27 protein-coding genes are annotated in these 24,456 nt (G+C 72.8%); 12 read left to right on the top strand and 15 right to left on the bottom strand.

Annotated features, from left to right (window positions below):
* Positions 1-11: 11 nt before the first annotated feature.
* From ACFYOJ_RS10665 to ACFYOJ_RS10640, 6 genes are all read right to left on the bottom strand, one after another.
* Entirely contained in the window at positions 12-884 is an 873-nt protein-coding gene (locus tag ACFYOJ_RS10665; protein ID WP_356556975.1) for an ABC transporter permease, read from the bottom strand.
* Positions 881-1,774: an ABC transporter ATP-binding protein gene (locus ACFYOJ_RS10660; RefSeq protein WP_356556976.1), complete on the bottom strand. Its 894-nt coding sequence runs from the start codon at positions 1,772-1,774 to the stop codon at positions 881-883. The genes ACFYOJ_RS10665 and ACFYOJ_RS10660 overlap by 4 nt, the downstream gene beginning before the upstream one ends.
* Positions 1,771-2,109 carry a transcriptional regulator gene (locus ACFYOJ_RS10655; protein WP_356556977.1) on the bottom strand — a complete coding sequence of 113 codons (339 nt, stop codon included), beginning with the start codon at positions 2,107-2,109 and terminating at the stop codon, positions 1,771-1,773. The genes ACFYOJ_RS10660 and ACFYOJ_RS10655 overlap by 4 nt, the downstream gene beginning before the upstream one ends.
* The gene (locus tag ACFYOJ_RS10650; protein ID WP_356556978.1) at positions 2,106-2,612 is read right to left on the bottom strand and encodes a hypothetical protein; all 507 of its coding nucleotides are present in this window, start codon (positions 2,610-2,612) and stop codon (positions 2,106-2,108) included. The genes ACFYOJ_RS10655 and ACFYOJ_RS10650 overlap by 4 nt, the downstream gene beginning before the upstream one ends.
* Positions 2,613-2,698: 86 nt before the next feature.
* Positions 2,699-3,454 carry a decaprenylphospho-beta-D-erythro-pentofuranosid-2-ulose 2-reductase gene (locus ACFYOJ_RS10645; RefSeq protein WP_356556979.1) on the bottom strand — a complete coding sequence of 252 codons (756 nt, stop codon included), beginning with the start codon at positions 3,452-3,454 and terminating at the stop codon, positions 2,699-2,701.
* A 17-nt stretch (positions 3,455-3,471) separates the two neighbouring features.
* Positions 3,472-4,839: an FAD-binding oxidoreductase gene (locus ACFYOJ_RS10640; protein ID WP_356556980.1), complete on the bottom strand. Its 1,368-nt coding sequence runs from the start codon at positions 4,837-4,839 to the stop codon at positions 3,472-3,474.
* A 133-nt stretch (positions 4,840-4,972) separates the two neighbouring features.
* Here ACFYOJ_RS10640 and ACFYOJ_RS10635 point away from each other — a divergent pair, with 133 nt between their 5' ends.
* Genes ACFYOJ_RS10635 through ACFYOJ_RS10620 form a run of 4 tightly spaced genes read left to right on the top strand, consistent with a single transcriptional unit; the run spans position 4,973 to position 7,789 of the window.
* Positions 4,973-5,479, top strand: coding sequence for a phosphatase PAP2 family protein (locus ACFYOJ_RS10635; RefSeq protein ID WP_356556981.1), 507 nt, complete (start codon positions 4,973-4,975; stop codon positions 5,477-5,479).
* The gene (locus ACFYOJ_RS10630) at positions 5,476-6,429 is read left to right on the top strand and encodes a decaprenyl-phosphate phosphoribosyltransferase (protein WP_356556982.1); all 954 of its coding nucleotides are present in this window, start codon (positions 5,476-5,478) and stop codon (positions 6,427-6,429) included. The genes ACFYOJ_RS10635 and ACFYOJ_RS10630 overlap by 4 nt, the downstream gene beginning before the upstream one ends.
* The gene (locus tag ACFYOJ_RS10625; protein WP_356556983.1) at positions 6,423-6,893 is read left to right on the top strand and encodes a GtrA family protein; all 471 of its coding nucleotides are present in this window, start codon (positions 6,423-6,425) and stop codon (positions 6,891-6,893) included. The genes ACFYOJ_RS10630 and ACFYOJ_RS10625 overlap by 7 nt, the downstream gene beginning before the upstream one ends.
* Positions 6,881-7,789 (top strand): YihY/virulence factor BrkB family protein, encoded by a 909-nt coding sequence (locus tag ACFYOJ_RS10620; protein ID WP_356556984.1) that lies wholly within the window; start codon positions 6,881-6,883, stop codon positions 7,787-7,789. The genes ACFYOJ_RS10625 and ACFYOJ_RS10620 overlap by 13 nt, the downstream gene beginning before the upstream one ends.
* Here the strand turns inward: ACFYOJ_RS10620 and ACFYOJ_RS10615 are convergent.
* Entirely contained in the window at positions 7,737-9,038 is a 1,302-nt protein-coding gene (locus tag ACFYOJ_RS10615) for a D-alanyl-D-alanine carboxypeptidase (protein ID WP_356556985.1), read from the bottom strand. The two genes, ACFYOJ_RS10620 and ACFYOJ_RS10615, sit on opposite strands and share 53 nt — an antisense overlap.
* 91 nt (positions 9,039-9,129) lie before the next feature.
* Here ACFYOJ_RS10615 and ACFYOJ_RS10610 point away from each other — a divergent pair, with 91 nt between their 5' ends.
* Entirely contained in the window at positions 9,130-9,369 is a 240-nt protein-coding gene (locus ACFYOJ_RS10610) for an SCO4848 family membrane protein (protein WP_356556986.1), read from the top strand.
* Between the two features lie 34 nt (positions 9,370-9,403).
* Positions 9,404-10,711 carry a metallophosphoesterase gene (locus ACFYOJ_RS10605; protein WP_356556987.1) on the top strand — a complete coding sequence of 436 codons (1,308 nt, stop codon included), beginning with the start codon at positions 9,404-9,406 and terminating at the stop codon, positions 10,709-10,711.
* A 60-nt stretch (positions 10,712-10,771) separates the two neighbouring features.
* On the opposite strand, the gene ACFYOJ_RS10600 is transcribed toward ACFYOJ_RS10605, so the two are convergent.
* From ACFYOJ_RS10600 to ACFYOJ_RS10570, 7 genes are all read right to left on the bottom strand, one after another.
* Positions 10,772-11,182 (bottom strand): VOC family protein, encoded by a 411-nt coding sequence (locus tag ACFYOJ_RS10600; RefSeq protein ID WP_356556988.1) that lies wholly within the window; start codon positions 11,180-11,182, stop codon positions 10,772-10,774.
* Between the two features lie 41 nt (positions 11,183-11,223).
* Positions 11,224-11,844 carry a Uma2 family endonuclease gene (locus tag ACFYOJ_RS10595; protein WP_356556989.1) on the bottom strand — a complete coding sequence of 207 codons (621 nt, stop codon included), beginning with the start codon at positions 11,842-11,844 and terminating at the stop codon, positions 11,224-11,226.
* 154 nt (positions 11,845-11,998) lie between these two features.
* Positions 11,999-12,772 carry a succinate dehydrogenase iron-sulfur subunit gene (locus ACFYOJ_RS10590; protein ID WP_356556990.1) on the bottom strand — a complete coding sequence of 258 codons (774 nt, stop codon included), beginning with the start codon at positions 12,770-12,772 and terminating at the stop codon, positions 11,999-12,001.
* Positions 12,772-14,526 carry a succinate dehydrogenase flavoprotein subunit gene (gene sdhA, locus ACFYOJ_RS10585; RefSeq protein ID WP_356556991.1) on the bottom strand — a complete coding sequence of 585 codons (1,755 nt, stop codon included), beginning with the start codon at positions 14,524-14,526 and terminating at the stop codon, positions 12,772-12,774. Before sdhA ends, ACFYOJ_RS10590 begins: the two co-directional genes overlap by 1 nt.
* Positions 14,527-14,545: 19 nt before the next feature.
* On the bottom strand, positions 14,546-15,034 hold the full coding sequence (locus tag ACFYOJ_RS10580) for a succinate dehydrogenase hydrophobic membrane anchor subunit (RefSeq protein WP_356556992.1): 489 nt from the start codon (positions 15,032-15,034) through the stop codon (positions 14,546-14,548).
* A 5-nt stretch (positions 15,035-15,039) separates the two neighbouring features.
* On the bottom strand, positions 15,040-15,420 hold the full coding sequence (gene sdhC, locus ACFYOJ_RS10575; protein WP_356556993.1) for a succinate dehydrogenase, cytochrome b556 subunit: 381 nt from the start codon (positions 15,418-15,420) through the stop codon (positions 15,040-15,042).
* 180 nt (positions 15,421-15,600) lie between these two features.
* Positions 15,601-16,176 (bottom strand): 2-oxo-4-hydroxy-4-carboxy-5-ureidoimidazoline decarboxylase, encoded by a 576-nt coding sequence (locus ACFYOJ_RS10570; protein ID WP_356556994.1) that lies wholly within the window; start codon positions 16,174-16,176, stop codon positions 15,601-15,603.
* A 182-nt stretch (positions 16,177-16,358) separates the two neighbouring features.
* On the opposite strand from ACFYOJ_RS10570, the gene ACFYOJ_RS10565 reads away from it, so the two are divergent.
* From ACFYOJ_RS10565 to ACFYOJ_RS10550, 4 genes are all read left to right on the top strand, one after another.
* Entirely contained in the window at positions 16,359-17,978 is a 1,620-nt protein-coding gene (locus tag ACFYOJ_RS10565; protein WP_388596553.1) for a glycoside hydrolase family 20 protein, read from the top strand.
* A gap of 105 nt (positions 17,979-18,083) precedes the next feature.
* A complete protein-coding gene (locus tag ACFYOJ_RS10560) occupies positions 18,084-18,620 on the top strand; it encodes a hypothetical protein (RefSeq protein WP_356556995.1) in 537 nt (178 codons plus the stop codon).
* Between the two features lie 446 nt (positions 18,621-19,066).
* Positions 19,067-19,729 (top strand): RNA polymerase sigma factor, encoded by a 663-nt coding sequence (locus ACFYOJ_RS10555; protein ID WP_356556996.1) that lies wholly within the window; start codon positions 19,067-19,069, stop codon positions 19,727-19,729.
* Positions 19,729-20,820, top strand: coding sequence for a hypothetical protein (locus tag ACFYOJ_RS10550; protein WP_356556997.1), 1,092 nt, complete (start codon positions 19,729-19,731; stop codon positions 20,818-20,820). Before ACFYOJ_RS10555 ends, ACFYOJ_RS10550 begins: the two co-directional genes overlap by 1 nt.
* A gap of 219 nt (positions 20,821-21,039) precedes the next feature.
* Here the strand turns inward: ACFYOJ_RS10550 and ACFYOJ_RS10545 are convergent, their stop codons facing one another.
* On the bottom strand, positions 21,040-21,879 hold the full coding sequence (locus ACFYOJ_RS10545) for a L,D-transpeptidase family protein (RefSeq protein WP_356556998.1): 840 nt from the start codon (positions 21,877-21,879) through the stop codon (positions 21,040-21,042).
* Positions 21,880-22,130: 251 nt separating this feature from the next.
* Between ACFYOJ_RS10545 and ACFYOJ_RS10540 the strand changes: the two genes are divergently transcribed.
* Together ACFYOJ_RS10540 and leuE are read left to right on the top strand one after the other, a co-directional pair.
* Complete coding sequence (locus tag ACFYOJ_RS10540) at positions 22,131-23,729, top strand: methylmalonyl-CoA mutase family protein (protein WP_356556999.1); 1,599 nt, start codon at positions 22,131-22,133, stop codon at positions 23,727-23,729.
* Positions 23,730-23,793: 64 nt separating this feature from the next.
* Entirely contained in the window at positions 23,794-24,444 is a 651-nt protein-coding gene (gene leuE / locus ACFYOJ_RS10535; protein ID WP_356557000.1) for a leucine efflux protein LeuE, read from the top strand.
* The last annotated feature ends 12 nt before the right edge of the window (positions 24,445-24,456 follow it).

Raw genomic sequence — 24,456 nt, 5'->3', positions numbered from 1 at the left:
GTACGGCCCGCCTACCCGGGCAGTGCCCCGCTCTGTGCCGCCCTGCGGTGACGCGCGCTCAGGCGCGAGCCCGACTCGCGGCGGGCGGCGCGGCGCAGCAGGGGCACCGCGAGGAGGAACCCGAGGACTGCCCACGCGGCCAGCACCAGGGCGACCAGCGGCAGTTCCCACGTCCCGGCCGGCTCGGCGGCCCGCGCCGCGTCCGGCAGCAGTGCCGCCCGCAGCCCCTGCGCCATCCACTTGAGCGGGAAGACGGAGGCCACCTGCTGCACCGGCACGGGCAGCGAGGTGATCGGGAACACCGTCCCCGAGGTGACCAGCAGCCCCATCACCGGCAGCATGATCAGCGCCAGTGCCTCGCGGGGGTTGGGCAGCACCGCGCCGATGGCCGCGCCCAGCGGCACGACGGCGAGCAGCCCGAGCACGGTGACCCACAGCAGCGTCAGCCACCCGGCCGGCCCCTGCGGCAGCGGCCCGTCCGCCAGCAGGGCACCGGTCCCCAGCAGCAGCACCAGCGAGCCGGCCGCGGTGGCCACCACCAGCAGGCACTTGGCGACGAGATAGGCCGGTATCCCGCCGGGCGTCGCGCGCAGCCGCAGCAGCGCGCCCTCCTCCCGCTCGGTCACCAGCATCTGCGGGAGGTTGACCAGTCCGACCTGGAACAGCAGATAGGCGGCGAAGCCCGCCAGCACCAGATGAGCCATCGGCGTCCCGGTGCCGGGCACGTCGTCGCCGTTCCAGGCGGCGATCAGCAGCGCGACGGCCACGTTGGACAGGTGACCGGACAACTCCTTGGGACTGCGCAGGAGATGCCGCAGCTCGATGCCGCCGCGCCCGAGACCGGCCCGCCAGGAACGGGCCGCCCGGGATCCCGTTCCCCTCATGCGGCCCGCACCTCCTTCTCGTCCTCGGCCCCGTCCGCGCGGTGCACCATGTGCAGGTAGGTGTCCTCCAGCGTCGGGCGGCGGACCTCCAGGCCGGCGAGGGGGCCGGCGGCGTCCTGATGGAGTTCCCACACGAGGCGGGAGGGGTCCGCGGTGCGCTCCCGGCGGGGCGTCCCGTCGGCGGCGGTCCAGCGGACCTCGGCCTGCGCGGCGGCCCGGCGGGCCAGCTCGGCGGGGCTGCCGCAGGCCCGGATCCGGCCGCCGACCAGCATGGCGATCCGGTCGGCGAGCCGCTCGGCCTCCGCCAGGTCGTGCGTGGTGAGCAGCACGGTGACGCCCTCGTCGCGGGCGAGCCGCTCGACCAGCAGATGGAAATCGTGCCGGGCCTCGGGGTCGAAGCCGGTGGTCGGCTCGTCCAGGAAGAGCAGCTCGGGGCGGCCGACGATGCCGAGCGCGACGTCCAGCCGCCGGCGCTGGCCGCCGGACAGCCGTTCCACCGCCCGGTCCGCCTGCCCGGTGAGGCCTACCAGGGCCAGCAGGGCGGCCGGGTCGCGGGGGTCGGCGTAGTAGCCGGCGAAGTGCGTCAGCAGCTCGGCGACCCGCCAGCGGCGGTGGTCGCGCCAGGACTGCAGGACCAGCCCGATGCGCCCGCGCCAGGCGTCGTCGCCCCGCTCCGGGTCCGTGCCGAGGACGCTCACCTCCCCGGCGGTGCGCCGCCGGAAGCCCTCCAGGATCTCGACGGTGGTGGTCTTGCCCGCGCCGTTGGGCCCGAGCAGGGCGAGGACCTCGCCGCGGTGCAGGTCCAGGTCGACGCCGCGCAGCACCTCGGTCCCGCCGTACGCCATGGTCACGCCGCGCGCCCGGACCACGGGGTCCGCGGGGCCCGTCATCGCTCGGCCCCCGCCGGTTCCCGCCCGGCCGCCTCCGGTGCTCCGGCGCCCTCGACGATCGCCCGGAGCGCCGCCACATGCCCCTCGAAGGCGGTACGGCCGCGGTCCGTCAGCCGGACCCGGGTGCGCCGCCTGCGGCCGCCGCCCTCCTTGTGGATCTCCAGGTACCCGGCCTCCTCCAGCGTGTGCAGCTGCTTGGAGAGGGCGGAGTCGCTCAGCGAGAGACTGTCGCGGACGAACGCGAAGTCCGCCCACTCGGTGGTGGCGAGCAGCGCGACCACCGACAGCCGGGTGGCGGGGTGGATCAGCTCGTCGAAGCCGCTCGGGACACTCATCGGGCCGCCCCCGTCCCGGCCGGCCGCACGCCCCGGCCGCGCACGGAACCGGTCGCCCACCGGGTCGCCGGCCCGACGAACAGCACGAACACGGCCGCCGACACGGTGGCCTGGACCAGGCTGCCGGGCAGCGGCGCCAGCGGCTCCACCAGGCGGCCGGACAGCACGACCGTCCCGCCGGTCACCACGGCCCCGCCGAAGAAGGTGGCCACCGACCGCCAGTCGTACTGCGAGCGGTGCAGCCGCACCCGGCTGCGGCGGTTGTGGGCGACGGCCAGCCCGCCCAGCACCGCGACGTACCCGACGAGTGCCAGCAGGACGCCCCACAGGGGCAGGTCCAGGCCCGTGAGGAACAGGAACACCCACATGAGCAGGGCCGTGGAGTACGTCGTCGCGGGACCGCCGGCCGCGCACCGCTCGACCTCGTCGTACACCCGCTCCTGCGGCACCCGGATGCGCTGCAGGTCCTGCCACGCCCGTTCGGCGTCCACCGGTGCGCTCATGACCCCCGCCTTCCCCTCCCGTTCGGCTTTCCTCCCGGGAAAGTACCTCTGGCTTTCCGAGGAGGCAAGTGGAACGGGAAGGGCTCCTACACCGGCAGCCGCCGGAACACGCCGCGCGGCAGGTGCCGCACCGCCGACATCACCAACCGCAGCGCGCCCGGCACCCACACCGTCTCCGAACGGCGCCGCAGCCCCAGCTCGATCGCCGACGCCACCGCCTCGGGCGTCGTCGCGAGCGGCGTCTCCTGCATCCCCGCGGTCATCCGCGTCCGCACGAACCCGGGACGTACGACCATGACGTGCACGCCCGTGCCGTACAGCGCGTCGCCGAGACCCTGGGCGAAGGCGTCCAGGCCGGCCTTGCTGGAGCCGTAGATGAAGTTGGCCCGGCGGGCCCGCTCCCCGGCCACCGACGACAGCACCACCAGCGAGCCGTGCCCCTGCGCCTGCAGTGCGCGGGCGCTGACCAGACCGGCCGAGACCGCGCCGGTGTAGTTGGTCTGCGCGACCCGCACCGCGTTCAGCGGCTCCCGCTCGTCGTGCGCCTGGTCGCCGAGGACGCCGAACGCGAGCAGCACCAGATCGACGTCGCCCTCGGCGAACACCTTGCCGAGCGCCTCCTCGTGGGACTCGGGGTCCAGCGCGTCGAAGGCGACGGTGCGCACCTCGGCGCCCAGCTCGCGCAGCTGCCCGGCCGCCGCGTCCAGCGCGGGGGAGGGCCGGCCGGCCAGCCACACGGTACGGGTGCGGCGGGCGACGAGGCGGCGCGCGGTGGCCAGCGCGATCTCGGACGTACCGCCGAGCACGAGCAGGGACTGGGGGAGGCCGAAGGCGTCCTTCACGACAGCTCCAGAGGGGATCAGAGGGCGAGGCGCCGGGACAGGTCCGACGTGAACACCCCGCGCGGGTCCAGCTCGGCGCGCAGCGCGCGGAAGTCGTCCAGGCGCGGGTACATCGCGGCGAGCAGTTCGGGCCGCAGCCGGGAGTCCTTGGCGAGGTAGACCCGGCCGCCGGCCGCGGCGACCTCCTCGTCCAGCTCGTCGAGGAAGGCGCCGAGCCCCGGCAGCCCGGCCGGCACGTCCAGCGCCAGCGTCCAGCCGGGCACCGGGAACGACAGCCAGCCCGGATCGGCCTCGCCGAAGCGCTTGAGGACGGCCAGGAAGGACGGGCAGCGGTGCGCGGAGATGCGCCCCACGATCCGGCGCAGGGTCTCCTCCCGGCCGTGCCCGACCACGAACTGGTACTGCACGAAGCCGCCGCGGCCGTAGACCCGGTTCCAGTGCGGGACGCCGTCCAGCGGGTGGAAGAAGGTGGAGATCCGCTGGAGCTGCCCGCGCCGCGCGCGGGGAGCCTTGCGGTACCAGAACTCGTTGAACAGGCCCACGCTCGTCCGGCTGAGCAGCCCTTCCGGCAGGAAGGCGGGGGCGGCCGGCAGGCGCGAGGTGCGGAAGGCCAGCGGCGCACGGCGGGCGCGGGCCGGCAGCGCGTCCAGCGGGGCGTGGTCGCCGCGGGTGAGGACCGCGCGGCCGGTCGCCGCGCCGCGCGCCAGCAGGTCGATCCAGGCGACCGAGTAGCGGTAGCGGTGGTCGGTCGCCGTCAGACGGGCCATCAGGTCGTCGAGGTCGGCGGCGCGTTCGGTGTCCACCGACATCAGCGCGGTCCCGACCGGCTGGAGCCGCACGGTCGCGGTGAGGATCACCCCGGTCAGGCCCATGCCGCCGGTGGTCGCGTCGAACAGCGGCGTGCCCCGCTCCACCGTGCGGACCGTGCCGTCGGCGGTGAGCAGCTCCAGGGACAGCACATGCCGGGAGAAGGACCCGGACACGTGGTGGTTCTTGCCGTGGATGTCGGCGCCGATCGCCCCGCCGACCGTCACGTAGCGGGTGCCGGGCGTCACCGGCACGAACCAGCCGAGCGGCAGCAGCACCTCCATCAGCCGGTGCAGGGAGACCCCCGCGTCGCACAGCACGGTGCCGCCGTCGGCGTCGACGGCGTGGATCCGGTCCAGGTCCGTCATGTCGAGCACCGCGCCGCCCGCGTTCTGCGCCGCGTCGCCGTACGCCCGCCCCAGCCCGCGCGGGATGCCGCCACGGGCCCCGCACTCCCGGACCGCCGCCGCGACCTCCTCGTACGTCCGCGGACGGACCAGGCGGGCCACGGTGGGCGCGGTGCGGCCCCAGCCGGTGACGGAGCCCCACTCGGCGACGGGAACGGTGTCGGCAGACATGCCGGCGACCGTATCCCCCCGATACGGGCCGTCGACTCACGGACATCCCGTCCCTCCCCGAAACGGGTGATTAATGGTATGTCGCCCGATGATGCCGGACCTACCGCGCCTTCGGCGTGAACAGTGAGTCCACATGGACGACCTCGACGACATGGACCACCGGATCGTGACGGCCCTCAGAGCCTGCGGCACGGACCCGCGCGTGGCCGCCGCCGCGCGCACCCTGTCCTGGGCCGGGGAGCACGGAGCACTGTGGATCGCGGCGGGCCTCACCGCGGCCGCCGTGGACCGCGGACGGCGCACGGCCTGGCTGCGCGGCACCGCGCTCACCGCGGGCGCCCACCTGGCCAGCATGGGGGTCAAACGCGTCGTGCGCCGTCCCCGCCCCGCGCACGTGACGCCCCTGGTGCACACCGCGGGCCGGCACTCCTTCCCCAGCTCCCACGCCACCTCCGCCGCGGCCGCCGCCGTCGTCTTCGGCACACTCGGCGTCCGCGCGGCCTGGCCGCTGGCCGCCGCGGTGTGCGCCTCCCGGCTCGTCGCCGGCGTCCACTACCCGACCGACGTGGCGGCGGGCGCCGCCCTCGGCGCGCTCACCGCCCGGCTCGGCACCGGCTGGATGCACGGAGGCGCCCGGTGACCGAGACGGCCGTCCTGCGAGAGCACCACGCCTCCGAACCGTCCCCGCACCCCGCCCCGCCCCGCCGGGGCGGCCTGGCCGGCGGACTGCTCAGGACCGCACGCCCCCGCCAGTGGGTCAAGAACGTCCTGGTCGTCGCCGCCCCCGCCGCCGCCGGCGACCTGTTCTCCCGGCACGCCCTGGCCCAGCTCGCCCTGGTCTTCGCCCTGTTCACCGCCTGCGCCTCGGCCGTCTACCTCGTCAACGACGCCCGCGACGCCGAGGCCGACCGCGCCCACCCGGTCAAACGCCACCGCCCCGTCGCCGCCGGACAGGTCCCGGTGCCGGCCGCCTACGCCGCCGGAGGCGCCCTGGGTGTCCTCGCCCCCGCCCTCGCGATGTGGCTGTGCCCGGCCCCCGTCGCCGTCCTGCTGATCGCCTACCTCGCGATGCAACTGGCGTACTGCGTCAGCCTCAAGCACGTCCTCGTCGTCGACCTCGCCGTCGTCACCACCGGCTTCCTGATGCGCGCCATGATCGGCGGACTCGCCCTCGGCATCCCCCTGTCGCGCTGGTTCCTCATCACCACCGGCTTCGGCGCCCTGTTCATGGTCGCCGCCAAGCGCTACTCCGAAGCCGTGCAGATGGCCGGCAAGGAGGGCGCCACCCGCGCGCTGCTCACCGAGTACACCACCGGCTACCTCCGCTTCGTCTGGCAGCTCGCCGCCGGCGTCGCCGTCCTCGCCTACTGCATGTGGGCCATGGAGGAGGGCGGCGTCCCGCACACCAGCGTGCTGCCCTGGCGGCAGCTGTCCATGGCCGCCTTCGTCCTCGCCGTCCTGCGCTACGCCGTCTTCGCCGACCGCGGCACCGCAGGCGAACCCGAGGACGTCGTCCTGCGCGACCGGGCCCTCGCCCTGATCGGCGTGGTGTGGGTGGCCATGTACGGCCTGGCGGTGGCCAATTGGTGACCGCCCGCCGCGAACTGGTGGGCTTCGCCTGCGCCGGCCTGGCCGCCTACGCCGTCGACCTCGTCCTGTTCACCGTCCTGCGCGGCCCCGCCGGCCTCGGCCCGCTCACCGCCAAGACCCTGTCCTTCGTCGCCGGCTGCGCCGTCGCGTACGCGGGCAACGCGCTCGGCACCTACCGGCACACCCGCCCCCGCGGCCTGCGCCCCTGCGCCGTGTTCTTCGCCGTCAACGCCGCGGGCGCCGCCGTGCAGCTGCTGTGCCTGGCCGTCAGCCACTACGGCCTCGGCCTCACCTCGCAGCGCGCCGACACCGTCTCGGGGGCGGGAATCGGCATGGCGCTGGCCACCCTTCTGCGTTTCTGGGGCACGAGAACACTGGTCTTCCGCGCCGCGGGGACGGCCGGCCGCACGCCGGGATCATGGAACGGGACGACCGGGGGCAGAGTCGGATCATGGACTGGCTGAAGAAGCTCCCGCTGGTGGGGCCGTGGATCGCGCGGCTGACGACCACGCACGCGTGGCGGTCGTACGAGCGGCTGGACCGGGTCAAGTGGACGCGGCTGGCGGCGGCGATGACGTTCACCAGCTTCGTCGCGCTCTTCCCGCTGCTCAGCCTCGCCGCCGCCGTCGCCGCCGCGCTGCTCAGCGAGAAGCAGCAGAAACAGCTCCAGGACAAGATCGCCGAGCAGATCCCCGGCATCTCCGACCAGCTGAACATCCAGAGCCTGGTCGACAACGCCGGCACCGTCGGCCTCATCGCCGGCCTGCTCCTGCTCCTCACCGGCATCGGCTGGGTCGACGCCACCCGGGGCTGTCTGCGCGCCGTCTGGGAGATGCCGGACGAGGAGGACAATCCGTTCCTGCACCGGGCCAAGGACGCCGGCGTCCTCGTCGGTCTCGGCGGCGCCCTCCTGGTCACCGTCGGCATCTCCACCGTCGCCTCGGCGCTCGTCGGCTGGATCATCCGGCAGATCGGCATCGCCGAGGGCGGCTTCGGCGACATCCTGCTCCGCCTCGCCGCCTTCGCCGTCGCCGTCCTCGCCGACTTCCTGCTCCTGCTGTACGTGCTGACCCTGCTGCCCGGGGTCCAGCCGGAGCGCCGCCGCCTGATGGTGGCCGCGCTGACCGGCGCCGTCGGCTTCGAACTGCTCAAGCTGCTGCTGAGCGGCTACATGCAGGGCGTCGCCGCGAAGAGCATGTACGGCGCCTTCGGCGTCCCCGTCGCCCTGCTGCTGTGGATCAACTTCACCTCGAAACTGGTGCTGTTCTGCGCCGCCTGGACGGCCACGGGCAGCAAGGCCGAGGAACTCACGGACGAGGCCGGCGGCGCACCAGCTCCGGCAGCGGCCAGCGACGGTTGACCAGGAACACGCCGCCCGCGAGCAGCACCAGCACCCCGGCGGTGATGCCGGCCGCGATCCCGACGCCCCGGGAGCCGTCCGCGGCCGGGGCGCCCGCCACCGGCTTCGTCCCCACGGCGGCCTTGCCGTCGTCACCCGGGGCCTCGCCCGTGGCGGCGGGACCCGGGCCCGCCCCCGCCGCGCTCCGCGGTGGCACCAGCTCGCCCACCGGCTTCACCTTGCCGGCCGCCTGGAAACCCCAGTCGAACAGCCGGGCGGTCTCCTTGTAGACCTCGTTGTGCTCGTCCTTCGCCGGGTTCATCACGGTGACGAGCAGCACCCGGCCGTTCCGCTCGGCCACCCCGGTGAAGGTGGCGCCCGCGTTGGTGGTGTTGCCGTTCTTCACCCCGGCGATGCCCGGGTAGACGTCCAGGCCCGAGCTGCCGGTCAGCAGCCGGTTGGTGTTCTGGATCTCGAAGGAACCGCGGGAGGTCTTGCCCTTCTTGTCCTTCGTCGTCTCGCCGGGGAACTTCGCGCGGACCGTCGAGGCGTACTCCCGGAAGTCCTTCTTCTGCAGCCCCGAGCGGGCGATCAGCGTCAGGTCGTACGCGGAGGAGACCTGGCGGGGCGCGTCGTAGCCGTCGGGGCTGACCACGGTCGTGTCGAGGGCCTGCAGCTCCTCGGCGTGCTCGTTCATCTCCGCCACGGTCTTGTCGACGCCGCCGTTCATCGCGGACAGCACGTGCACGGCGTCGTTGCCGGAGCGCAGGAAGACGCCGAGCCACAGATCGTGGACGGTGTAGGTCTCCTCCTCCTTGATGCCGACCAGGCTGGACCCGGCGCCGACGCCCGCGAGGTCGGACACCGCCACCTTGTGCCGGGCGGTCTTCGGCCACTTCGGCAGCAGGGTGTCCGCGAACAGCATCTTCAGCGTGCTCGCCGGTGCCAGGCGCCAGTGCGCGTTGTGCGCGGCGAGCACCTCACCGGACTCGGCGTCGGCCACGATCCAGGAGCGGGCGGTGAGGTCCTTGGGCAGGACGGGCGCCCCGCCCGCCAGGTCGACCTGTGTCCCGGGCCGCCCGAGCCGCGCGCCGCCCACGGACGACATCGCCGCCGGGGGCGTGACCGACGGACTCGCGGAAGGGCTCGCCGACGGACTCGCCGACGGGCCCGGCGCGGCGAGCGCGGCGGGCGTCAGGACGGTGAAGGCGGTCAGGGCGGCGGAGGCGACCAGCAGGGATCGCCCGGCGGTCTGCGTGGATGCGGGCACGAGCGAGAACGTACCGCCCTCACGCGGCGCGGGCCCAGCCCCCTCCCCACCCCGGGCGGGGAACCGGACGCGCGGCGGAGATACTGGACGCATGAAGCTCAGCCGTCCCGTCTCCTGGTTCCTGCTCGCCTTCGGGGTGTGGAGCTGGATCATCTGGATCACTTTCGTCAAAAACCTGGTCAAGGACGGCAGCGGACTGGCCTTCGAGGACGGCGACCCCACGGCGTACTTCTGGGTGCACCTGCTGCTCGCCATCGTCTCCTTCCTTCTGGGGACGGCCGTCGGGGTCATCGGGTTGCGCGGACTGCGCGCACTGCGCCGAACGTCATAGCGTCACAGACGCACAACTGAGGGGATCCGACGGCATGGTGGTCGTCTTCGCGCTCGTCGCACTGGTCGTGGTGGGCGTCCTGTCAGCGGCCAACTGGTACGTGTGGCGGCGTCTGTTCCGCGACACGTCCCGCGGGCCCGGCGCAGCGCGCCGCATCGGCGCCGTGGTGGTCGCCGGGGGCTGGGTGCTGGCCGTCGCCGCGCTGACCGCCGAGCGCGCCGGCGCCCCCTTCTGGCTCCAGCGCGTCCTGGCGTGGCCGGGCTACCTGTGGCTGGCCCTGTCGATCTACCTGCTGCTGGCGCTGCTGGCCGGCGAGATCGTACGGCCGCTGCTGCGCCGGTTCCTGGAGCGGCGGGCGGCCGCGCGGCCGGCGGAGCCGGGTGAGCTGCGGGCCCCGGACCCGGAGCGCATACCGGCGGGGACCGCGCCCTCGAGGGCACCCTCCGCGGAGCCCGAGCCGCCTGCCGGGTCCGCTGCCGCCGCGTCCGGCACCACGCCGCCGAGCCCCCTCGCCGTCCCCTCCCGCCGCCTGTTCGTCTCCCGCGTCGTCGCCGGTGCCGCGGCCACGGCGGCCGTCGCGACGGTCGGCCACGGCACGTACGGCGTGCTGCGCGGCCCGAGGGTGAAGCGGGTCACCGTGCCGCTGGCCAAGCTGCCGCGCGCCGCGCACGGCTTCCGCATCGCCGTGGTCAGCGACGTCCATCTCGGCCCGGTCCTCGGCCGGGGCTTCGCGCAGACGGTCGTCGACACGGTCAACTCCACGCAGCCCGACCTCATCGCCGTCGTCGGCGACCTGGTGGACGGCAGCGTGAAGGACCTCGGCCCGGCGGCGGCCCCGCTCGCCCGGCTGCGGGCCCGGCACGGCGCGTACTTCGTCACCGGCAACCACGAGTATTTCTCCGGCGCCGAGCAGTGGGTCGCCGAGGTGCGCCGCCTCGGCCTGATCCCGCTGGAGAACGCCCGCACGGAGATGCCCCACTTCGACCTGGCCGGCGTCAACGACGTGGCCGGCGAGGACGAGGGCCAGGGCCCCGACTACGTCCGCGCCCTCGGCGACCGCGACCGCTCCCGCGCCTGTGTGCTGCTCGCCCACCAGCCGGTGCAGATCCACGACGCCGTCGAGCACGGCGTCGACCTCCAGCTCTCCGGCCACACCCACGGCGGCCAGCTCTGGCCCGGCAACCTGATCGCGGGCGCCGCCAACCCGACGCTGGCGGGTCTGGAGCGCTACGGCGACACCCAGCTGTACGTCAGCCGGGGCGCGGGCGCCTGGGGCCCGCCCACGCGGGTGGGGGCGCCGTCGGACGTCACGGTGATCGAGCTGGCGTCCCGCCAGGCCTGAGCGGCGGCCTTCCGGACCGCCGGGCCGGGCAGGGCCCGGGAGCGGGCCGGTGCCGGCGGGCTACGGGCGGCGGCCGAGCTCCGGGCGTTTGCGGTAGTCCGTGAGGCCGATGACGTTGCCCCAGGGGTCGGTGAACTCGACCGTCCAGCCGGTGGCGGTGGAGAAGGGCTCGTCGAGCGGCGTGATGCCCGCCTCGCGCAGCGCCCGGGCCGCCGTACGGGCGTCGGGCACCTCCAGCCACAGCCGCGCGCAGGGGCCCAGCGGCGGGCGCCGCCCGAACTCCTCCTCGGCCCGCAGCAGGACGCCCGGTGTCTCGCCGCCGACCTTCAGCAGCGCGATGCCGGCCTCGTCGAGCCGGTACGCGACCGGGAACCCGGCGCGCTCGTAGAAGCCGACGGCCTCACCGAGGTCGCCGACGGGCAGCAGCACGTTGTCGAACCCGAGCAGTTCGTACGACTCGTCATCTGACATGGCGTCAGATTAGGTCGATGAACGCCCGGGACGGCTGATTGTCAGTCCTCGCCGGGTGCGGGTTTAGGCCGTCCGGCGGCAAGGACCTCGGAGACGTCCAGGGTGACCTCGGCACCGAGGGAGCCGGGGAGGGTGACGGTCTCACCGGGGGAGTGGACGCGGTGGGTGGAGTAGTCGGCGCAGTCGGGGCCGGTGAGGACGTGGAGGCGCTGGTGCTTGCGGTCGACGATCACGTAGACGGGGACCATGGCGGCGGCGTAGGCGGTGACCTTGGTCTTCAGGTCGTTCTTCCAGTTGCTGGAGGTGACCTCCAGGACGAGGCGGAAGCAGACCGGGTCGTAGCAGTTGTTCTCGATGAGGTGGTCGCGGTAGTCGGCGTCGACCACCGCGAGGTCCGGGACCGCGTAGTCCTCGGCGTCGGTGGGCAGCCAGATGCCGAAGCCCTGGACCACCTTCGATTCCGTGCCGTGAAGGCCTGCCGCCGCAAAGGGCAGGACGAGGTCGGTCAGGACTACGGCGTGCGGGCCGTCCGGTGGCGGGGTCACGAGGAGCTGGCCTCCGATGATCTCGACGCGGTAGCCCGGATTGCGGTCCATGAGACGGTTCGCCTCCGCGATCAGCGGGTGCTCGCCGTGGGACAGCTCGACGGATGCTGCGGACATCGCGTGCCTCCTTGGGGCTGGTGCCGAGAGCATCATCGTAGGCCGGAGCGGACCGGCGAGGCCCTGCAGCGGCCCGTCACCCGATGGTGTGGCATATGCCGGAGGGCCCCGTCTCCAGCGGAGACGGGGCCCTCCGGGCGTGACGCCGACGGCGTCAGAAGCGGCGCGTGATCAGCGCCCGCTTCACCTCGGCGATCGCCTTGGTGACCTCGATGCCGCGCGGGCAGGCGTCCGTGCAGTTGAAGGTCGTGCGGCAGCGCCAGACGCCGTCGCGGTCGTTGAGGATCTCCAGCCGCTGCTCCCCGGCCTCGTCGCGCGAGTCGAAGATGAAGCGGTGGGCGTTGACGATCGCGGCCGGGCCGAAGTACTGGCCGTCGTTCCAGAACACCGGGCACGAGGACGTGCAGGCGGCGCACAGGATGCACTTGGTCGTGTCGTCGAAGCGCTCGCGGTCCTCGGCGGACTGCAGACGCTCACGCGTCGGCTCGTTGGTGTCCTTCGTGATCAGGAAGGGCATCACGTCCCGGTACGCCTGGAAGAACGGCTCCATGTCGACCACGAGGTCCTTCAGGACCGTCAGGCCCTTGATGGGCTCGACCGTGATCGGCTTCTCCGGGTTGATGTCCTTGATCAGCGTCTTGCAGGCCAGCCGGTTCTTGCCGTTGATCCGCATGGCGTCGGACCCGCAGATGCCGTGGGCGCAGGAACGGCGGAAGGTCAGCGTGCCGTCCAGATCCCACTTGATCTTGTGAAGGGCGTCGAGGACGCGCTCCTTCGGGTCGATCTCCAGCTGGAAGTCCTGCCAGGTCGCCTCCGCCGAGACCTCCGGGTTGAACCGGCGGACCCGCATGGTGACGGTGATGTAGGGGGAGTCGGCGAAACCGGGCTCGGGGGCCTTGTCGCTCTTCTCCATGACAGGGGTAGCCATCAGTACTTACGCTCCATCGGCTGGTAGCGGGTCTGGACGACCGGCTTGTAGTCCAGACGGATGGACTCGGTGCCGTCGTCGCCCACCTCGCGGTACGCCATGGTGTGGCGCATGAAGTTGACGTCGTCGCGGTTGGGGTAGTCCTCGCGGTAGTGACCGCCGCGCGACTCCTTGCGGGCGAGCGCGGAGACCGCCATGACCTCGGCCAGGTCGAGCAGGTTGCCCAGCTCGACGGCCTCCAGCAGGTCGGTGTTGAACCGCTTGCCCTTGTCCTGGATGGCCACGTTCTTGTACCGCTCGCGCAGCTCGCCGATCTTCTCGACGGCCGTCTTGATCGTCTGCTCGGTGCGGAACACCATGACGTTGGCGTCCATGGTCTCCTGCAGCTCGCGGCGCAGCGTCGACACCCGCTCGTTGCCGGTGGAGGAGCGCAGGCGCTCGATCTGGCCGACGACGAAGGACTCCGGGTCCTCGGGCAGCTCGACGAAGTCCGCCTTCTGCGCGTACTCCGCGGCGGCGATGCCGGCCCGCTTGCCGAAGACGTTGATGTCCAGCAGCGAGTTGGTGCCCAGGCGGTTGGCGCCGTGCACGGACACGCAGGCCACCTCGCCGGCCGCGTACAGGCCCGGGACGACCGTGGTGTTGTCCGCGAGGACCTCGCCCTGGACGTTGGTGGGGATGCCGCCCATGGCGTAGTGCGCGGTGGGCTGGATCGGGATCGGGTCCGTGTAGGGCTCGATGCCGAGGTAGGTCCGCGCGAACTCCGTGATGTCGGGCAGCTTGGCGTCGAGCTGCTCCGGCGGGAGGTGGGTGAGGTCCAGGTAGACGTGGTCGCCCTCGGGACCGCAGCCGCGGCCCTCGCGGATCTCCGTGTAGATGGAGCGCGAGACGACGTCACGGGACGCGAGGTCCTTCATGACCGGCGCGTACTTCTCCATGAAGCGCTCGCCGTCCTTGTTGCGGAGGATGCCGCCCTCACCGCGGGCGCCCTCCGTCAGCAGGATGCCCATGCGCCAGATGCCGGTCGGGTGGAACTGGAAGAACTCCATGTCCTCCAGCGGCAGCCCGCGCCGGTACACGGCCGCCTGGCCGTCACCGGTGAGCGTGTGGGCGTTCGACGTCACCTTGAAGAACTTGCCGGTGCCGCCGGAGGCGTAGATCACGGACTTCGCCTGGAAGATGTGGATCTCGCCGGTGGCCAGCTCGTACGCCACGACGCCGGCGGACTTCTTGACGCCGTCGACCTCGTTGATCAGCTGGTCCAGGACGTAGAACTCGTTGAAGAACTCCACGCCCTCCTTGACGCAGTTCTGGTACAGCGTCTGGAGGATCATGTGGCCGGTGCGGTCGGCCGCGTAGCAGGAGCGGCGGACCGGGGCCTCGCCGTGGTTGCGGGAGTGACCGCCGAAGCGGCGCTGGTCGATGGTGCCGTTCGGGGTCCGGTTGAACGGCAGGCCCATCTTCTCCAGGTCGAGGACGGAGTCGATGGCCTCCTTCGCCAGGATCTCGGCGGCGTCCTGGTCGACCAGGTAGTCACCGCCCTTGACCGTGTCGAAGGTGTGCCACTCCCAGTTGTCCTCCTCCACGTTGGCGAGCGCGGCGGCCATGCCGCCCTGCGCGGCGCCCGTGTGGGAGCGGGTGGGGTAGAGCTTCGTCAGCACGGCGGTGCGGCTGCGCTTGGTCGACTCGATGGCCGCGCGCATGCCGGCGCCACCGGCGCCGACGATGACGGTGTCGTACTTGTGTACCTTCATGATTTTCGCAGCCCCGTGCCTAGCGGATGTTCGGGTCGAAGGTGAAGATCACCAGCGTGCCCAGCAGGATGGTGAACACCGTGGCGGTGTAGAGCAGGCCCTTGAGCCACAGCCGGGTGTTCGGGCGCTCCGCGTAGTCGTTGATGACCGTGCGCAGACCGTTGGCACCGTGCAGCATCGCCAGCCACAGCATCAGCAGGTCCCAGACCTGCCAGAACGGCGAGGCCCAGCGGCCGGCCACGAAGGCGAAGCCGATCTTGGAGACGCCGCCGTCCAGCACGAGCTGGATGAGCAGGTGGCCGAGGACGAGGACGACCAGCACCACGCCGGACAGGCGCATGAAGAGCCAGGCGACCATCTCGAAGTTGCCGCGGGTGGTCTTCGGCGTCTTCTTGGTCCGCTTGCGGGGCGGCTCGATCAGCGGCGCCGGGTTGTCCACGGTGTAGGCGGAGGCGCCGGCGCCCTCGACGGGGCCGATGCCGGAGGCGGTGGTTTCAGTGGTGGACATGCGCGTCAGCTCCCGAACAGTTCACGAGCGGCGTGGCCGAGGACGGGGTAGATCGCCCCGAGCATGAGCACGACCCACAGACCGACGACGGTCCAGAGCATCTGCTTCTGGTAGCGGGCGCCCTTGATCCAGAAATCGACGGCGATGACACGCAGACCGTTGAGCGCGTGGAAGAGGATGGCGGCGACGAGGCCGTACTCCAGCAGCGCGACGATGGGCGTCTTGTACGTGGCCACGACCTTGTCGTAGGCCTCGGGGGACACACGGACGAGTGCGGTGTCCAGCACGTGAACGAACAGGAAGAAGAAGATGAGGACGCCGGTGACTCGGTGAGCCACCCAGGACCACATTCCTTCCCGGCCGCGGTACAGCGTTCCAGCCGGCACGGAAATTTCCTCCGGGAGCGGGGATTGGGGCCGCGCCGGCTTTCCTTGTCGGTCGGGCCCGGCCGGGTACGGTCCACCGGCCCCCAGCATGGTAGCGACGGTTGGGAGTGACGCTTACGGGGGGCCTGCCTGTGTGATCAAAGTTGCACTCAAAGGAGCAGTCCGCCGCCGCGGAGTGGGTCAGTGGGTGGGGGTTTGGGTGGTTTGCCGGGCCGGGGTCCCCCGCCCCGCCAGGGCGCCGGCCAGTCTGGCTCTCGCGAGGCGCCGGAGTTCCTCGGCCGCCACCAGGCGTTCCTCGTCCGGATCGTTCGCCAACCGTGACCGTATGGCCGCCAGGACGTGATCCAGGGCCTCGCCCGCGCTCAGGCCGTCCAGGCAGATGACGAACGCGCGCCCGAATCGGGCCTCGTAGGCCGCGGTCGCCGCGCTGAGGGCCGTGTGGGCCGCCGCGTACGTGTCCTCGGGCAGGGCGGGCAGCGACTCCGCCGCCAGGGCCTCGGCCAGGGCCTCGGGGGGCAGGTCGTACGCCGCCTCGTCGGCCGCCGCGAGAAGGGCCGCCAGGTCCGGATAGGGGCGGTGGGCGGCCAGGCGGCGGGCCCAGTCCCGGCTGTTCAGGCAGGTCAGGAGGGTGCGCACGGCCTCGTCGGCCGGGGCCGTGTTGAAGTGTTCCAGCGAGGGGGCCTCGATCGGCGCGGCGCGGGTTTGCGCCGGCACCGGTATGGCGACTCGGCCGGGGAGGTCTGGGAGACGGTGCACAGGCAGCGTGGGTCCTTGTGGGCGTCACGTGTGTGTCGGCAGGGGATTGTGCGAAAGATGTGTCGTCACGTTACCGAGAGAGGGCATCGCATGTCCGTACACTGCCCGAATTTCACCCGAACGGGAGAGTTTCGGAACATGTGGTGGACGCATGGCGGAGTCGGCGGCCGTAGGTTGGCGCTGTGAGCCAGCACACACGCCGGACGCCGGCGTCCAAGGTGAGGCAGCGGGCCGTGATCGCCGGCGCGGCGGTCGCGGCGCTCGGCGTCGGGGCCGGTCTGTGGGCCACCGACGGCGACGGCGGAGGGCCGGAGGGTACGGCCGCCCCGTCCTCGGCCGAGGCGGCCGCGCCCAGTCCCAGCCGCTCCTATCCGCTCTCGAAGGAGCCGCGCACCATACCCGCCGTCCGCGACCACACCCCGGCCCGCGGCCCCGGCTGGCAGCCGGAGAAGGGACACCGGGTCGTCGTCGCGGACGCCGATCTCGCCGACGAGGGACGGCTGATAGCCGGCGAGCTGGGGATGGCGTACGCGGGGGAGAAGGACGACGAACGCGCCGGGGACCTGCTCCTCGACGTGAAGGCCGACAAGGGCGCGGACCCGGAGTCGTACACCATGACCGTGCGCGACGGGCGCGTCACCGTCAGCGCGCCGGGCGAGGCGGGCGTCTTCTACGGCACCCGCACCCTGAAACAGGCGGTGGACGGCGGCGGCACCGCGCCCGAGGGCGTCGTGAAGGACGAGCCGGCCAAGCCCGCGCGCGGCTTCATGCTCGACATCGCCCGCAAGCACTACGACGCCGAGTGGATCAAGGACCGGATCCGTGAGCTGGGCGACCTGAAGTACAACGAGCTGGGTCTGCACTTCTCCGACGACCAGGCCTTCCGCATCGAGTCCGACTCGCACCCCGAGATCGTCTCCGAGGACCACCTGACCAAGGCCGAGGTCAAGGAGATCACCGACCTCGCCGCCTCCCTGCACATCACCGTCGTCCCCGAGATCGACTCGCCGGGACACCTCGGCGCGGTGATCGCCGCCCACCCCGACCTCCAGCTGCGCAACGCGCGGGGCACGGCGACGCGCGGCGCGATCGACATCTCGAAGCCCGAGGCCGCCGAGATCGTCGACGACCTGCTGGACGAGTACGCCGACCTCTTCCCCGGCTCCCGGTTCCACCTGGGCGCCGACGAGTACCAGGCGCTCGTGGTGTCCGACCCGGAGGCGTCCTACCCGACGCTGGCCGCCGCCGCCCGCAAGGCCTACGGCCCCGGCGGTACCGTCGCCGACCTCACGACCGACTGGCTCAACGACCGCGCGAAGACGGTGCAGGCCCACCACCGCACCCCGCGCGCCTGGAACGACGGCTTCTTCAAGGACACCTCCGTCCGGCCGCTGAAGGACATCCAGGTCGCCTACTGGACCGGCAAGGAGATCGGCGCCCGGCAGCCGACGGAGTACCTGAGCGCGGGGCGGGAGGTCCTCAACTACAACGACGAGTTCCTCTACTACGTGCTCGGCGAGCCGCAGACCTTCGTCTACCCGACCGGCGAGCGCATCTACGAGCAGTGGACCCCGCGCGTGATCCGGGGCACGACGCCGGTCGACGCCAAGTACGACGACCAGATCCTCGGCGGCGGCTTCGCGGTCTGGGGCGACATCCCGAACGCCCAGACACAGGCCCAGGTCGCCGCCGGCATCCGGCTGCCGCTCGCGGCGACGGTCCAGAAGCTGTGGGACCCCGACCGGCCCGAGCTGTCCTGGACCGACTTCAAGGCACTGGCGGACCGTCTCGACCGGCCCTGACGTCCCCGGCGGAGCGCGCGGATTGCCGAATACGGCTGCGAACCGCCGTGGACCTGTGGTGATGTGTGGACGAGCCGAACCGACACGCCGGGGGGAGCCGGGACCATGGGCTACTGGGGATACTTCGTGGTGAGCCGCGCCGAGCGGCCGCTCACGGAACGGGACGGGCCGGCGTCCGCCGCGGACATGACCCTGCGGGCGTCCGCTCCGGACGGCTGGCGGGTGTGGGAGTACCCGGGCGGCGAGGGCGACGTCGGGAACATGAACGACCTGGCCGCGCGGACCGGCGCACCCGCACTGTTCGGATACGTCATGGACAGCGCCTGCGTGGTGATCGAGGCGGCGGCGCCCGAGAGCGGGGCGTGGACGACCTGCCTGGTACGGACCGCGATGGCCGGGTACCTCGGGGCCGAGCGGGAGGGGCTCACGCTGGAGGACTACTTCCTCGAACCGCGCGACGCCGCCGAACGCGCCGTCGCCTGGGCCGCCGAGGCGGGGCGCACCGCGGACGCCGGGGAGCTGACCGAGGTGCTGTCGGCCGGTCTGCGGGACGACGCCGGCGGCCCGTCCGGTGACGCGGCGCCGACGGCCGAGGACCTCTTCTTCCGTTTCCTGGACCGGCTGGGCGTGGTACCGCTGTGACCCTCAGGGGCCGTCGTACGGGATGAAGTGCCCGGTGCGGCGCGCGTGGTACGGCGCGCGGACGCCGATGCGCGGAGCCGGGTGGCGTGCATGCCGGGGGAGTCGGGAACCGAGGCGACAGCCGGGGCCGCCACCCCCCACAGGAGAGGCCCCGGCCGTCGCGCGGTACGGGCCGCGTGGCGACCCGTACTCCCTACAGCGCCGACACCGCGTTTTCTGTCACACCGCCCCGCGTCACGGGTTAGTTGCATCTTGTACGGCAATGCGATGAGGACATGGACGAGCGGCGGTTTCCCGACGTAACGTGCCATTCGCGCCGATGCGGCGCGGGACTCTCTCCCGCGCCGGAGTCGCGGGAGACCACCGCGACCATCGAGGGAGAAACCACGACGGCGAGGACGACGCCCGCGAGAGCGGCGCCGGTTCAGGCGCAGAAAGGCTTCTCGGTGCTGGGGGACGACGCGGAGCTGACCGCCGCGGTGCGTGCGGCACGGGCCGGGGACGAGACGGCTTTCCGGACCGTGTACCGCGCGGTGCACCCACGGCTTCTCGCCTACGCCCGGACGCTGGTCGCCGATCCCGACGCCGAGGACGTGACGTCCGAGGCCTGGCTGCAGATCGCCCGTGACCTGGAACGGTTCGAGGGCGACGCGGACCGGTTCCGCGGCTGGGCCGCGCGTATCCTCCGCAACCGCGCGCTGGACCACATCCGCATGCGCGGACGCCGGCCCGTCGTCGGGGGCGACGAGACGGAACTGACGGGCAGGCCCGCCGAGTCCGACACGGCCGGCGAGGCCCTGGAGGCCCTGGCCACCGACAGCGCCTTCTCCCTCATCGCCCGGCTGCCCCAGGACCAGGCGGAGGCGGTCGTCCTGCGGGTGGTGGTCGGCCTCGACGCGAAGAGCGCCGCCGCGACGCTGGGCAAGCGTCCCGGCGCCGTCCGCACGGCGGCGCACCGCGGTCTGAAGCGCCTGGCCGAACTGCTCGGCGGCGATCCGGAATCGTCCGGGGCGTTCGGCGCCCTGCCGCCCCCGCGAGAACCGCGCCGCAGTGCGGTGACGTCCGCGACTGTGACGCACATGCGGGCGCGGACGCAGAAGGACATGTGATGGCCGACGAGCACGACGGGTGGCTGGATCCCCGGACGGCGGAGATCCTGCTGCGCGGAGAGTCACTGGAAGCTGTCGATCCCGCGGTCCGGGACCGGGCCGAACGACTCGGCGAGGCCCTGGCCGCGCTCTCGGCACACCCCGCCCCCACCAGCGAGGACATGCCCGGCGAGGCCGCCGCGCTGGCCGCCTTCCGCGCGGCGCGCGCCGATCGCGCGGCGGAGCCGTCCGAGGCGCGGGCCGCGCCCGGTCACGGCGCCCCGACGAGGACGGACGAGGCCGGAGCGGTCCGCGTCGGGCCCCGCCGCGACGGTGCCCGCGGTTCCCGCCGGCGCCGTCCCCTGCGCCTCGGACTGGCCGCGGCGCTGGCCGCCGGCATGGTCGGCGGCGTCGCGGTCGCGGCCGGAAGCGGAGTCCTGCCGACGATGTTCGGCGGCCCCCACCCGGCCCCCTCCGTCACCGCCTCGGTGGCGGCGAGCCCCGACCGCACGCCCGCGCCGTCCGCGCCCCCGGGCAGTGCCACGCCCGGCACCTTCGGCGGGGACACCGCGAGCGGCGGCACGGCCGGGGAGCACGCCCCGGACGCCGGCGACCGGGAGGCGGACGGCGCGGACGGCGCGGACGGCCGTCGGCGGGAACACGCCGCGTCCTGCCGGGACATGCGCGACGGCAAGGCGCTCGACGACGCCCGCAGGCGCACGCTGGGCGAGGCGGCCGGCGGCGCCTCACGGGTGGGGACGTACTGCCGCGGTCTCCTCGCCGCCGGACCCGCCGGGAACGGCTCGGACGGGTCTCCGGGCGGCCACGGGGCCCGCAAGGACACCGACGTCCCCGGCCTCCCCGACGACGCGGGCGGCAAGGGCGGCAGGAGCGACGAGAACGGCAGGAGCGGCAGGGCCGAGAAAGAGGAGAGGGCGGAGAGGGCGGAAAAGGCCGAGGAGGAGGACAAGGAGGGCGAGAAGGACGGCAAGGGTGCCGAGGACAGCACCGGAGGCGGCAGGAAGCACGCGGGCAAGGGCGGCGGCGAGGAGAAGGACGACGCCGGTCACCGCGGGGCCGGCCGGCGACCGGAAGCCCGGAACCACACCTGACCTGCTGTTTCGCGGGCCCGCGCATCTTTTCCCGGCGTGGGTGTGACACTTTCGGCCCCGGGCACGCAGTACTGAGTGAGCCGACTGGTCATCGGCTTTCGCACCGAGCCGGGGTTCCCCCCGTACCTACGGCTCGTGCACCTCGGCGCGGGCGGGGCTTGTTCCCCCGGCCCCGTCCGCGCCACTTTCCCGCACTCCGCACCCCGCCCCTCACCGGTCTCACCGGTGCACGACGACCTTGTCGCCGTTGCGCACCCGCGCGTACAGGCCGGCGATCACCCCTTCGTCCCGCACGTTGACGCAGCCGTGCGAGGACCCCGCGTAGCCGCGGGCGGCGAAGTCGTACGAGTAGTGCACGGCCTGGCCGCCGCTGAAGAACATCGCGTACGGCATCGGCGAGTCGTAGAGCGTCGACCAGTGGTCGCGGGACTTCCAGTAGACACGGAAGACGCCCTCCCGGGTCGGCGTGTACCGGGATCCGAACCGCACCGCCGTCGTCGTCACCGTCTGCCCGTCGACCATCCAGCGCAGCGTCCGGCTCGACTTGCTGATGCACAGCACCCGCCCGGTGAGACAGCGCGGGTCGGGCGGGTCGGCCGGCTGACCGCCCATCAGATACAGCTCCCACCTGCCCGGTTCGCGCGTCATCGCCAGCAGCCGCTGCCAGGTGACGGTGTCCGTCCGTCCCGTCCGGGGCAGTCCGCGCCTGCCCTGGAAACCGCTGACCGCACGTTCGGTGAGCTCGTCGTACGTCCCCGTCGGCCCGTCGACGAGCCAGTCGGCCTGCCGCAGCCGGGCCTGGAGTTCGCGGACGTCCCGGCCCGTGGCGCCCCGCGCCCACAGCACCCGCGGCGCGGGCCGGACGGGCCCGGCACCGGCCGGCCGGTCGTCGGAGGGGGCGCGGCCGGACGGCACACCGCCGGGCGCGGGGGAGAACCCCGGGCCGCCGACACCCGGGCCCTGCACCGTGCAGCCGCCCACCGCCAGCACGGCGCCCACGGCCATCGCGGTGACCGCCCCCTTCCCGTGCCGCGCGCTCCCCATGCCCCTCATGCGCATCACGACCCCCCGCCGTCCCGCGGCCCCGCACGGATGTCACCGGAGATGTTCCCCGCGGATGACGCGCCGCGAACGGAACGGCATGGTTGTGACCGGGACCGCATCGCGGTTGTGAGCAAGGTCCCAGCGTGTGCCCCTCCACCGGGGCGCGCACCCGCCGATACAGTCCGTCGGAGGGTTGGTCTGTACTGGCGAGTAACTGACGGTGGTCCGAGCGGTTCGGCCACCGGCTCAGCGGGAGGCGACGCACCATGACGCGCGAGTCGGGCAGGGCCCGGTCCACCGAGAGCGGACTGCCGATCGAACCGGTCTACGGACCCGATGCCCTGGAGGGCTGGGACCCGGCCGGGAAGCTGGGCGAGCCGGGCGCGTACCCCTTCACCCGGGGCGTGTACCCGACGATGTACACCGGCCGCCCCTGGACGATGCGTCAGTACGCCGGTTTCGGCACCGCGACGGAGTCCAACGCCCGCTACAAGCAGCTGATCGCCAACGGCACGACGGGCCTGTCGGTCGCCTTCGACCTGCCGACCCAGATGGGCCACGACTCCGACGCCCCGATCGCGTCGGGCGAGGTCGGCAAGGTCGGCGTCGCCATCGACTCGGTCGACGACATGCGGGTGCTGTTCGACGGGATCCCGCTGGACAGGGTCTCCACGTCGATGACGATCAACGCCCCCGCCGCCCTGCTGCTGCTCCTGTACCAACTCGTCGCGGAGGAACAGGGCGTCGGCGCAGACAAGCTCACCGGCACGATCCAGAACGACGTGCTGAAGGAGTACATCGCGCGCGGGACGTACATCTTCCCGCCGAAGCCCTCGCTGCGGCTGATCGCGGACATCTTCAAGTACTGCCGGGCCGAGATCCCGAAGTGGAACACCATCTCGATCTCCGGCTACCACATGGCCGAGGCCGGCGCCTCGCCCGCGCAGGAGATCGCCTTCACGCTGGCGGACGGCATCGAGTACGTGCGCACGGCGGTCGCGGCCGGCATGGACGTCGACGACTTCGCGCCGCGGCTGTCGTTCTTCTTCGTGGCCCGTACGACGATCCTGGAGGAGGTCGCCAAGTTCCGCGCGGCCCGCCGGATCTGGGCGCGGGTGATGAAGGAGGAGTTCGGCGCGGAGAACCCCAAGTCGCTGATGCTGCGCTTCCACACCCAGACGGCCGGGGTGCAGCTGACGGCCCAGCAGCCCGAGGTGAACCTCGTCCGCGTCGCCGTGCAGGGCCTGGCGGCCGTCCTCGGCGGCACCCAGTCGCTGCACACCAACTCCTTCGACGAGGCCATCGCCCTGCCCACCGACAAGTCCGCGCGCCTGGCCCTGCGCACCCAGCAGGTCCTCGCCCACGAGACGGACGTGACCGCGACGGTCGACCCGTTCGCCGGGTCCTACGTCATCGAGAGGATGACCGACGACGTCGAGGCCGCAGCCCTGGAGCTGATGGGCAAGATCGAGGACCTGGGCGGCGCGGTCAGCGCGATCGAACACGGCTTCCAGAAGAGCGAGATCGAGCGCAACGCCTACCGCATCGCCCAGGAGACCGACTCCGGCGAGCGCGTCGTCGTCGGCGTCAACCGTTTCCAGCTCGACGAGGAGGAGCCCTACGAACCGCTTCGCGTCGACCCCGCCATCGAGGCCCAGCAGGCCCAGCGCCTCGCCAGGCTCCGCGCCGAGCGCGACCAGCAGGCGGTGGACACGGCGCTGGCCGCGCTGAAGAAGGCGGCCGAGGGCGAGGACAACGTCCTCTACCCGATGAAGGACGCCCTGCGCGCCCGCGCCACCGTCGGCGAGGTCTGCAACGCGCTGCGCGAGGTCTGGGGGACGTACGTCCCCACCGACGCCTTCTGACCGCGCCCCGGAGACGTCCGGAACGCCCGGGCGGAGTGTCGTACTCCCGTGCGACACTCCCTCCATGTTCGGCGTCACAGACCTCCCCACCTACCTGGCAGGGCTCGTCCTCGTCATCCTGCTGCCCGGCCCCAACTCGCTCTACGTCCTCTCCGTGGCCGCCCGCCGGGGCGTGCGCGCCGGTTACACGGCCGCAGCCGGGGTCTGGTGCGGGGACACGGTGCTGATGACGCTGTCGGCCGCCGGGGTCGCCTCGCTGCTCCAGGCCAACGCCGTGCTGTTCGGGATCGTCAAGTACACCGGCGCCGGATACCTGACGTGGCTGGCGATCGGCATGATGCGGGCCGCGTGGGGGATGTGGCGGACGCGGCGGGAGGAGACCGCCGAGGCCGCCGCCGCGCCCGTGGCCGACGACGAGCGTCCCTTCCGGCGGGCCCTGGTCGTCAGCCTCCTCAACCCGAAGGCGATCCTCTTCTTCGTCGCCTTCTTCGTGCAGTTCGTCGACCCGGGCTACGCCTACCCCGCCCTGTCCTTCGTCGTCCTCGGCGCCTTCGCCCAGCTCTTCAGCTTCCTCTACCTCAGCGCGCTGATCTTCAGCGGCACCAGGCTGGCCGCCGCCTTCCGCCGCCGCAGGCGACTGTCGGCGGGGGCCACCTCGGCGGCGGGCGCGCTGTTCCTGGGCTTCGCGGTGAAACTGTCGGCGGCGGGCGCCTGACCGCCGGGCCCG

The organism is Streptomyces sp. NPDC006384 (assembly GCF_042870695.1).
Taxonomy (GTDB): domain Bacteria; phylum Actinomycetota; class Actinomycetes; order Streptomycetales; family Streptomycetaceae; genus Streptomyces.
Note: the sequence above shows the minus strand (reverse complement) of the source record. Positions and strands in the feature narration are given on the sequence as shown.

Excerpts from the sequence above, each read along its gene's own strand:
- ACFYOJ_RS10610 (WP_356556986.1), top strand. The coding sequence starts at position 9,130 with ATGAAGCTCAGCCGTCCCGTCTCCTGGTTCCTGCTCGCCTTCGGGGTG.
- ACFYOJ_RS10580 (WP_356556992.1), bottom strand. The coding sequence starts at position 15,034 with ATGTCCACCACTGAAACCACCGCCTCCGGCATCGGCCCCGTCGAGGGC.
- ACFYOJ_RS10640 (WP_356556980.1), bottom strand. The coding sequence starts at position 4,839 with ATGTCTGCCGACACCGTTCCCGTCGCCGAGTGGGGCTCCGTCACCGGC.
- ACFYOJ_RS10595 (WP_356556989.1), bottom strand. The coding sequence starts at position 11,844 with ATGTCCGCAGCATCCGTCGAGCTGTCCCACGGCGAGCACCCGCTGATC.
- ACFYOJ_RS10605 (WP_356556987.1), top strand. The coding sequence starts at position 9,404 with ATGGTGGTCGTCTTCGCGCTCGTCGCACTGGTCGTGGTGGGCGTCCTG.
- ACFYOJ_RS10665 (WP_356556975.1), bottom strand. The coding sequence starts at position 884 with ATGAGGGGAACGGGATCCCGGGCGGCCCGTTCCTGGCGGGCCGGTCTC.
- leuE (WP_356557000.1), top strand. The coding sequence starts at position 23,794 with ATGTTCGGCGTCACAGACCTCCCCACCTACCTGGCAGGGCTCGTCCTC.
- ACFYOJ_RS10540 (WP_356556999.1), top strand. The coding sequence starts at position 22,131 with ATGACGCGCGAGTCGGGCAGGGCCCGGTCCACCGAGAGCGGACTGCCG.
- ACFYOJ_RS10600 (WP_356556988.1), bottom strand. The coding sequence starts at position 11,182 with ATGTCAGATGACGAGTCGTACGAACTGCTCGGGTTCGACAACGTGCTG.
- sdhA (WP_356556991.1), bottom strand. The coding sequence starts at position 14,526 with ATGAAGGTACACAAGTACGACACCGTCATCGTCGGCGCCGGTGGCGCC.
- ACFYOJ_RS10590 (WP_356556990.1), bottom strand. The coding sequence starts at position 12,772 with ATGGCTACCCCTGTCATGGAGAAGAGCGACAAGGCCCCCGAGCCCGGT.
- ACFYOJ_RS10545 (WP_356556998.1), bottom strand. The coding sequence starts at position 21,879 with ATGCGCATGAGGGGCATGGGGAGCGCGCGGCACGGGAAGGGGGCGGTC.
- ACFYOJ_RS10660 (WP_356556976.1), bottom strand. The coding sequence starts at position 1,774 with ATGACGGGCCCCGCGGACCCCGTGGTCCGGGCGCGCGGCGTGACCATG.
- ACFYOJ_RS10655 (WP_356556977.1), bottom strand. The coding sequence starts at position 2,109 with ATGAGTGTCCCGAGCGGCTTCGACGAGCTGATCCACCCCGCCACCCGG.
- ACFYOJ_RS10560 (WP_356556995.1), top strand. The coding sequence starts at position 18,084 with ATGGGCTACTGGGGATACTTCGTGGTGAGCCGCGCCGAGCGGCCGCTC.
- ACFYOJ_RS10550 (WP_356556997.1), top strand. The coding sequence starts at position 19,729 with ATGGCCGACGAGCACGACGGGTGGCTGGATCCCCGGACGGCGGAGATC.
- ACFYOJ_RS10635 (WP_356556981.1), top strand. The coding sequence starts at position 4,973 with ATGGACGACCTCGACGACATGGACCACCGGATCGTGACGGCCCTCAGA.
- ACFYOJ_RS10620 (WP_356556984.1), top strand. The coding sequence starts at position 6,881 with ATGGACTGGCTGAAGAAGCTCCCGCTGGTGGGGCCGTGGATCGCGCGG.
- ACFYOJ_RS10650 (WP_356556978.1), bottom strand. The coding sequence starts at position 2,612 with ATGAGCGCACCGGTGGACGCCGAACGGGCGTGGCAGGACCTGCAGCGC.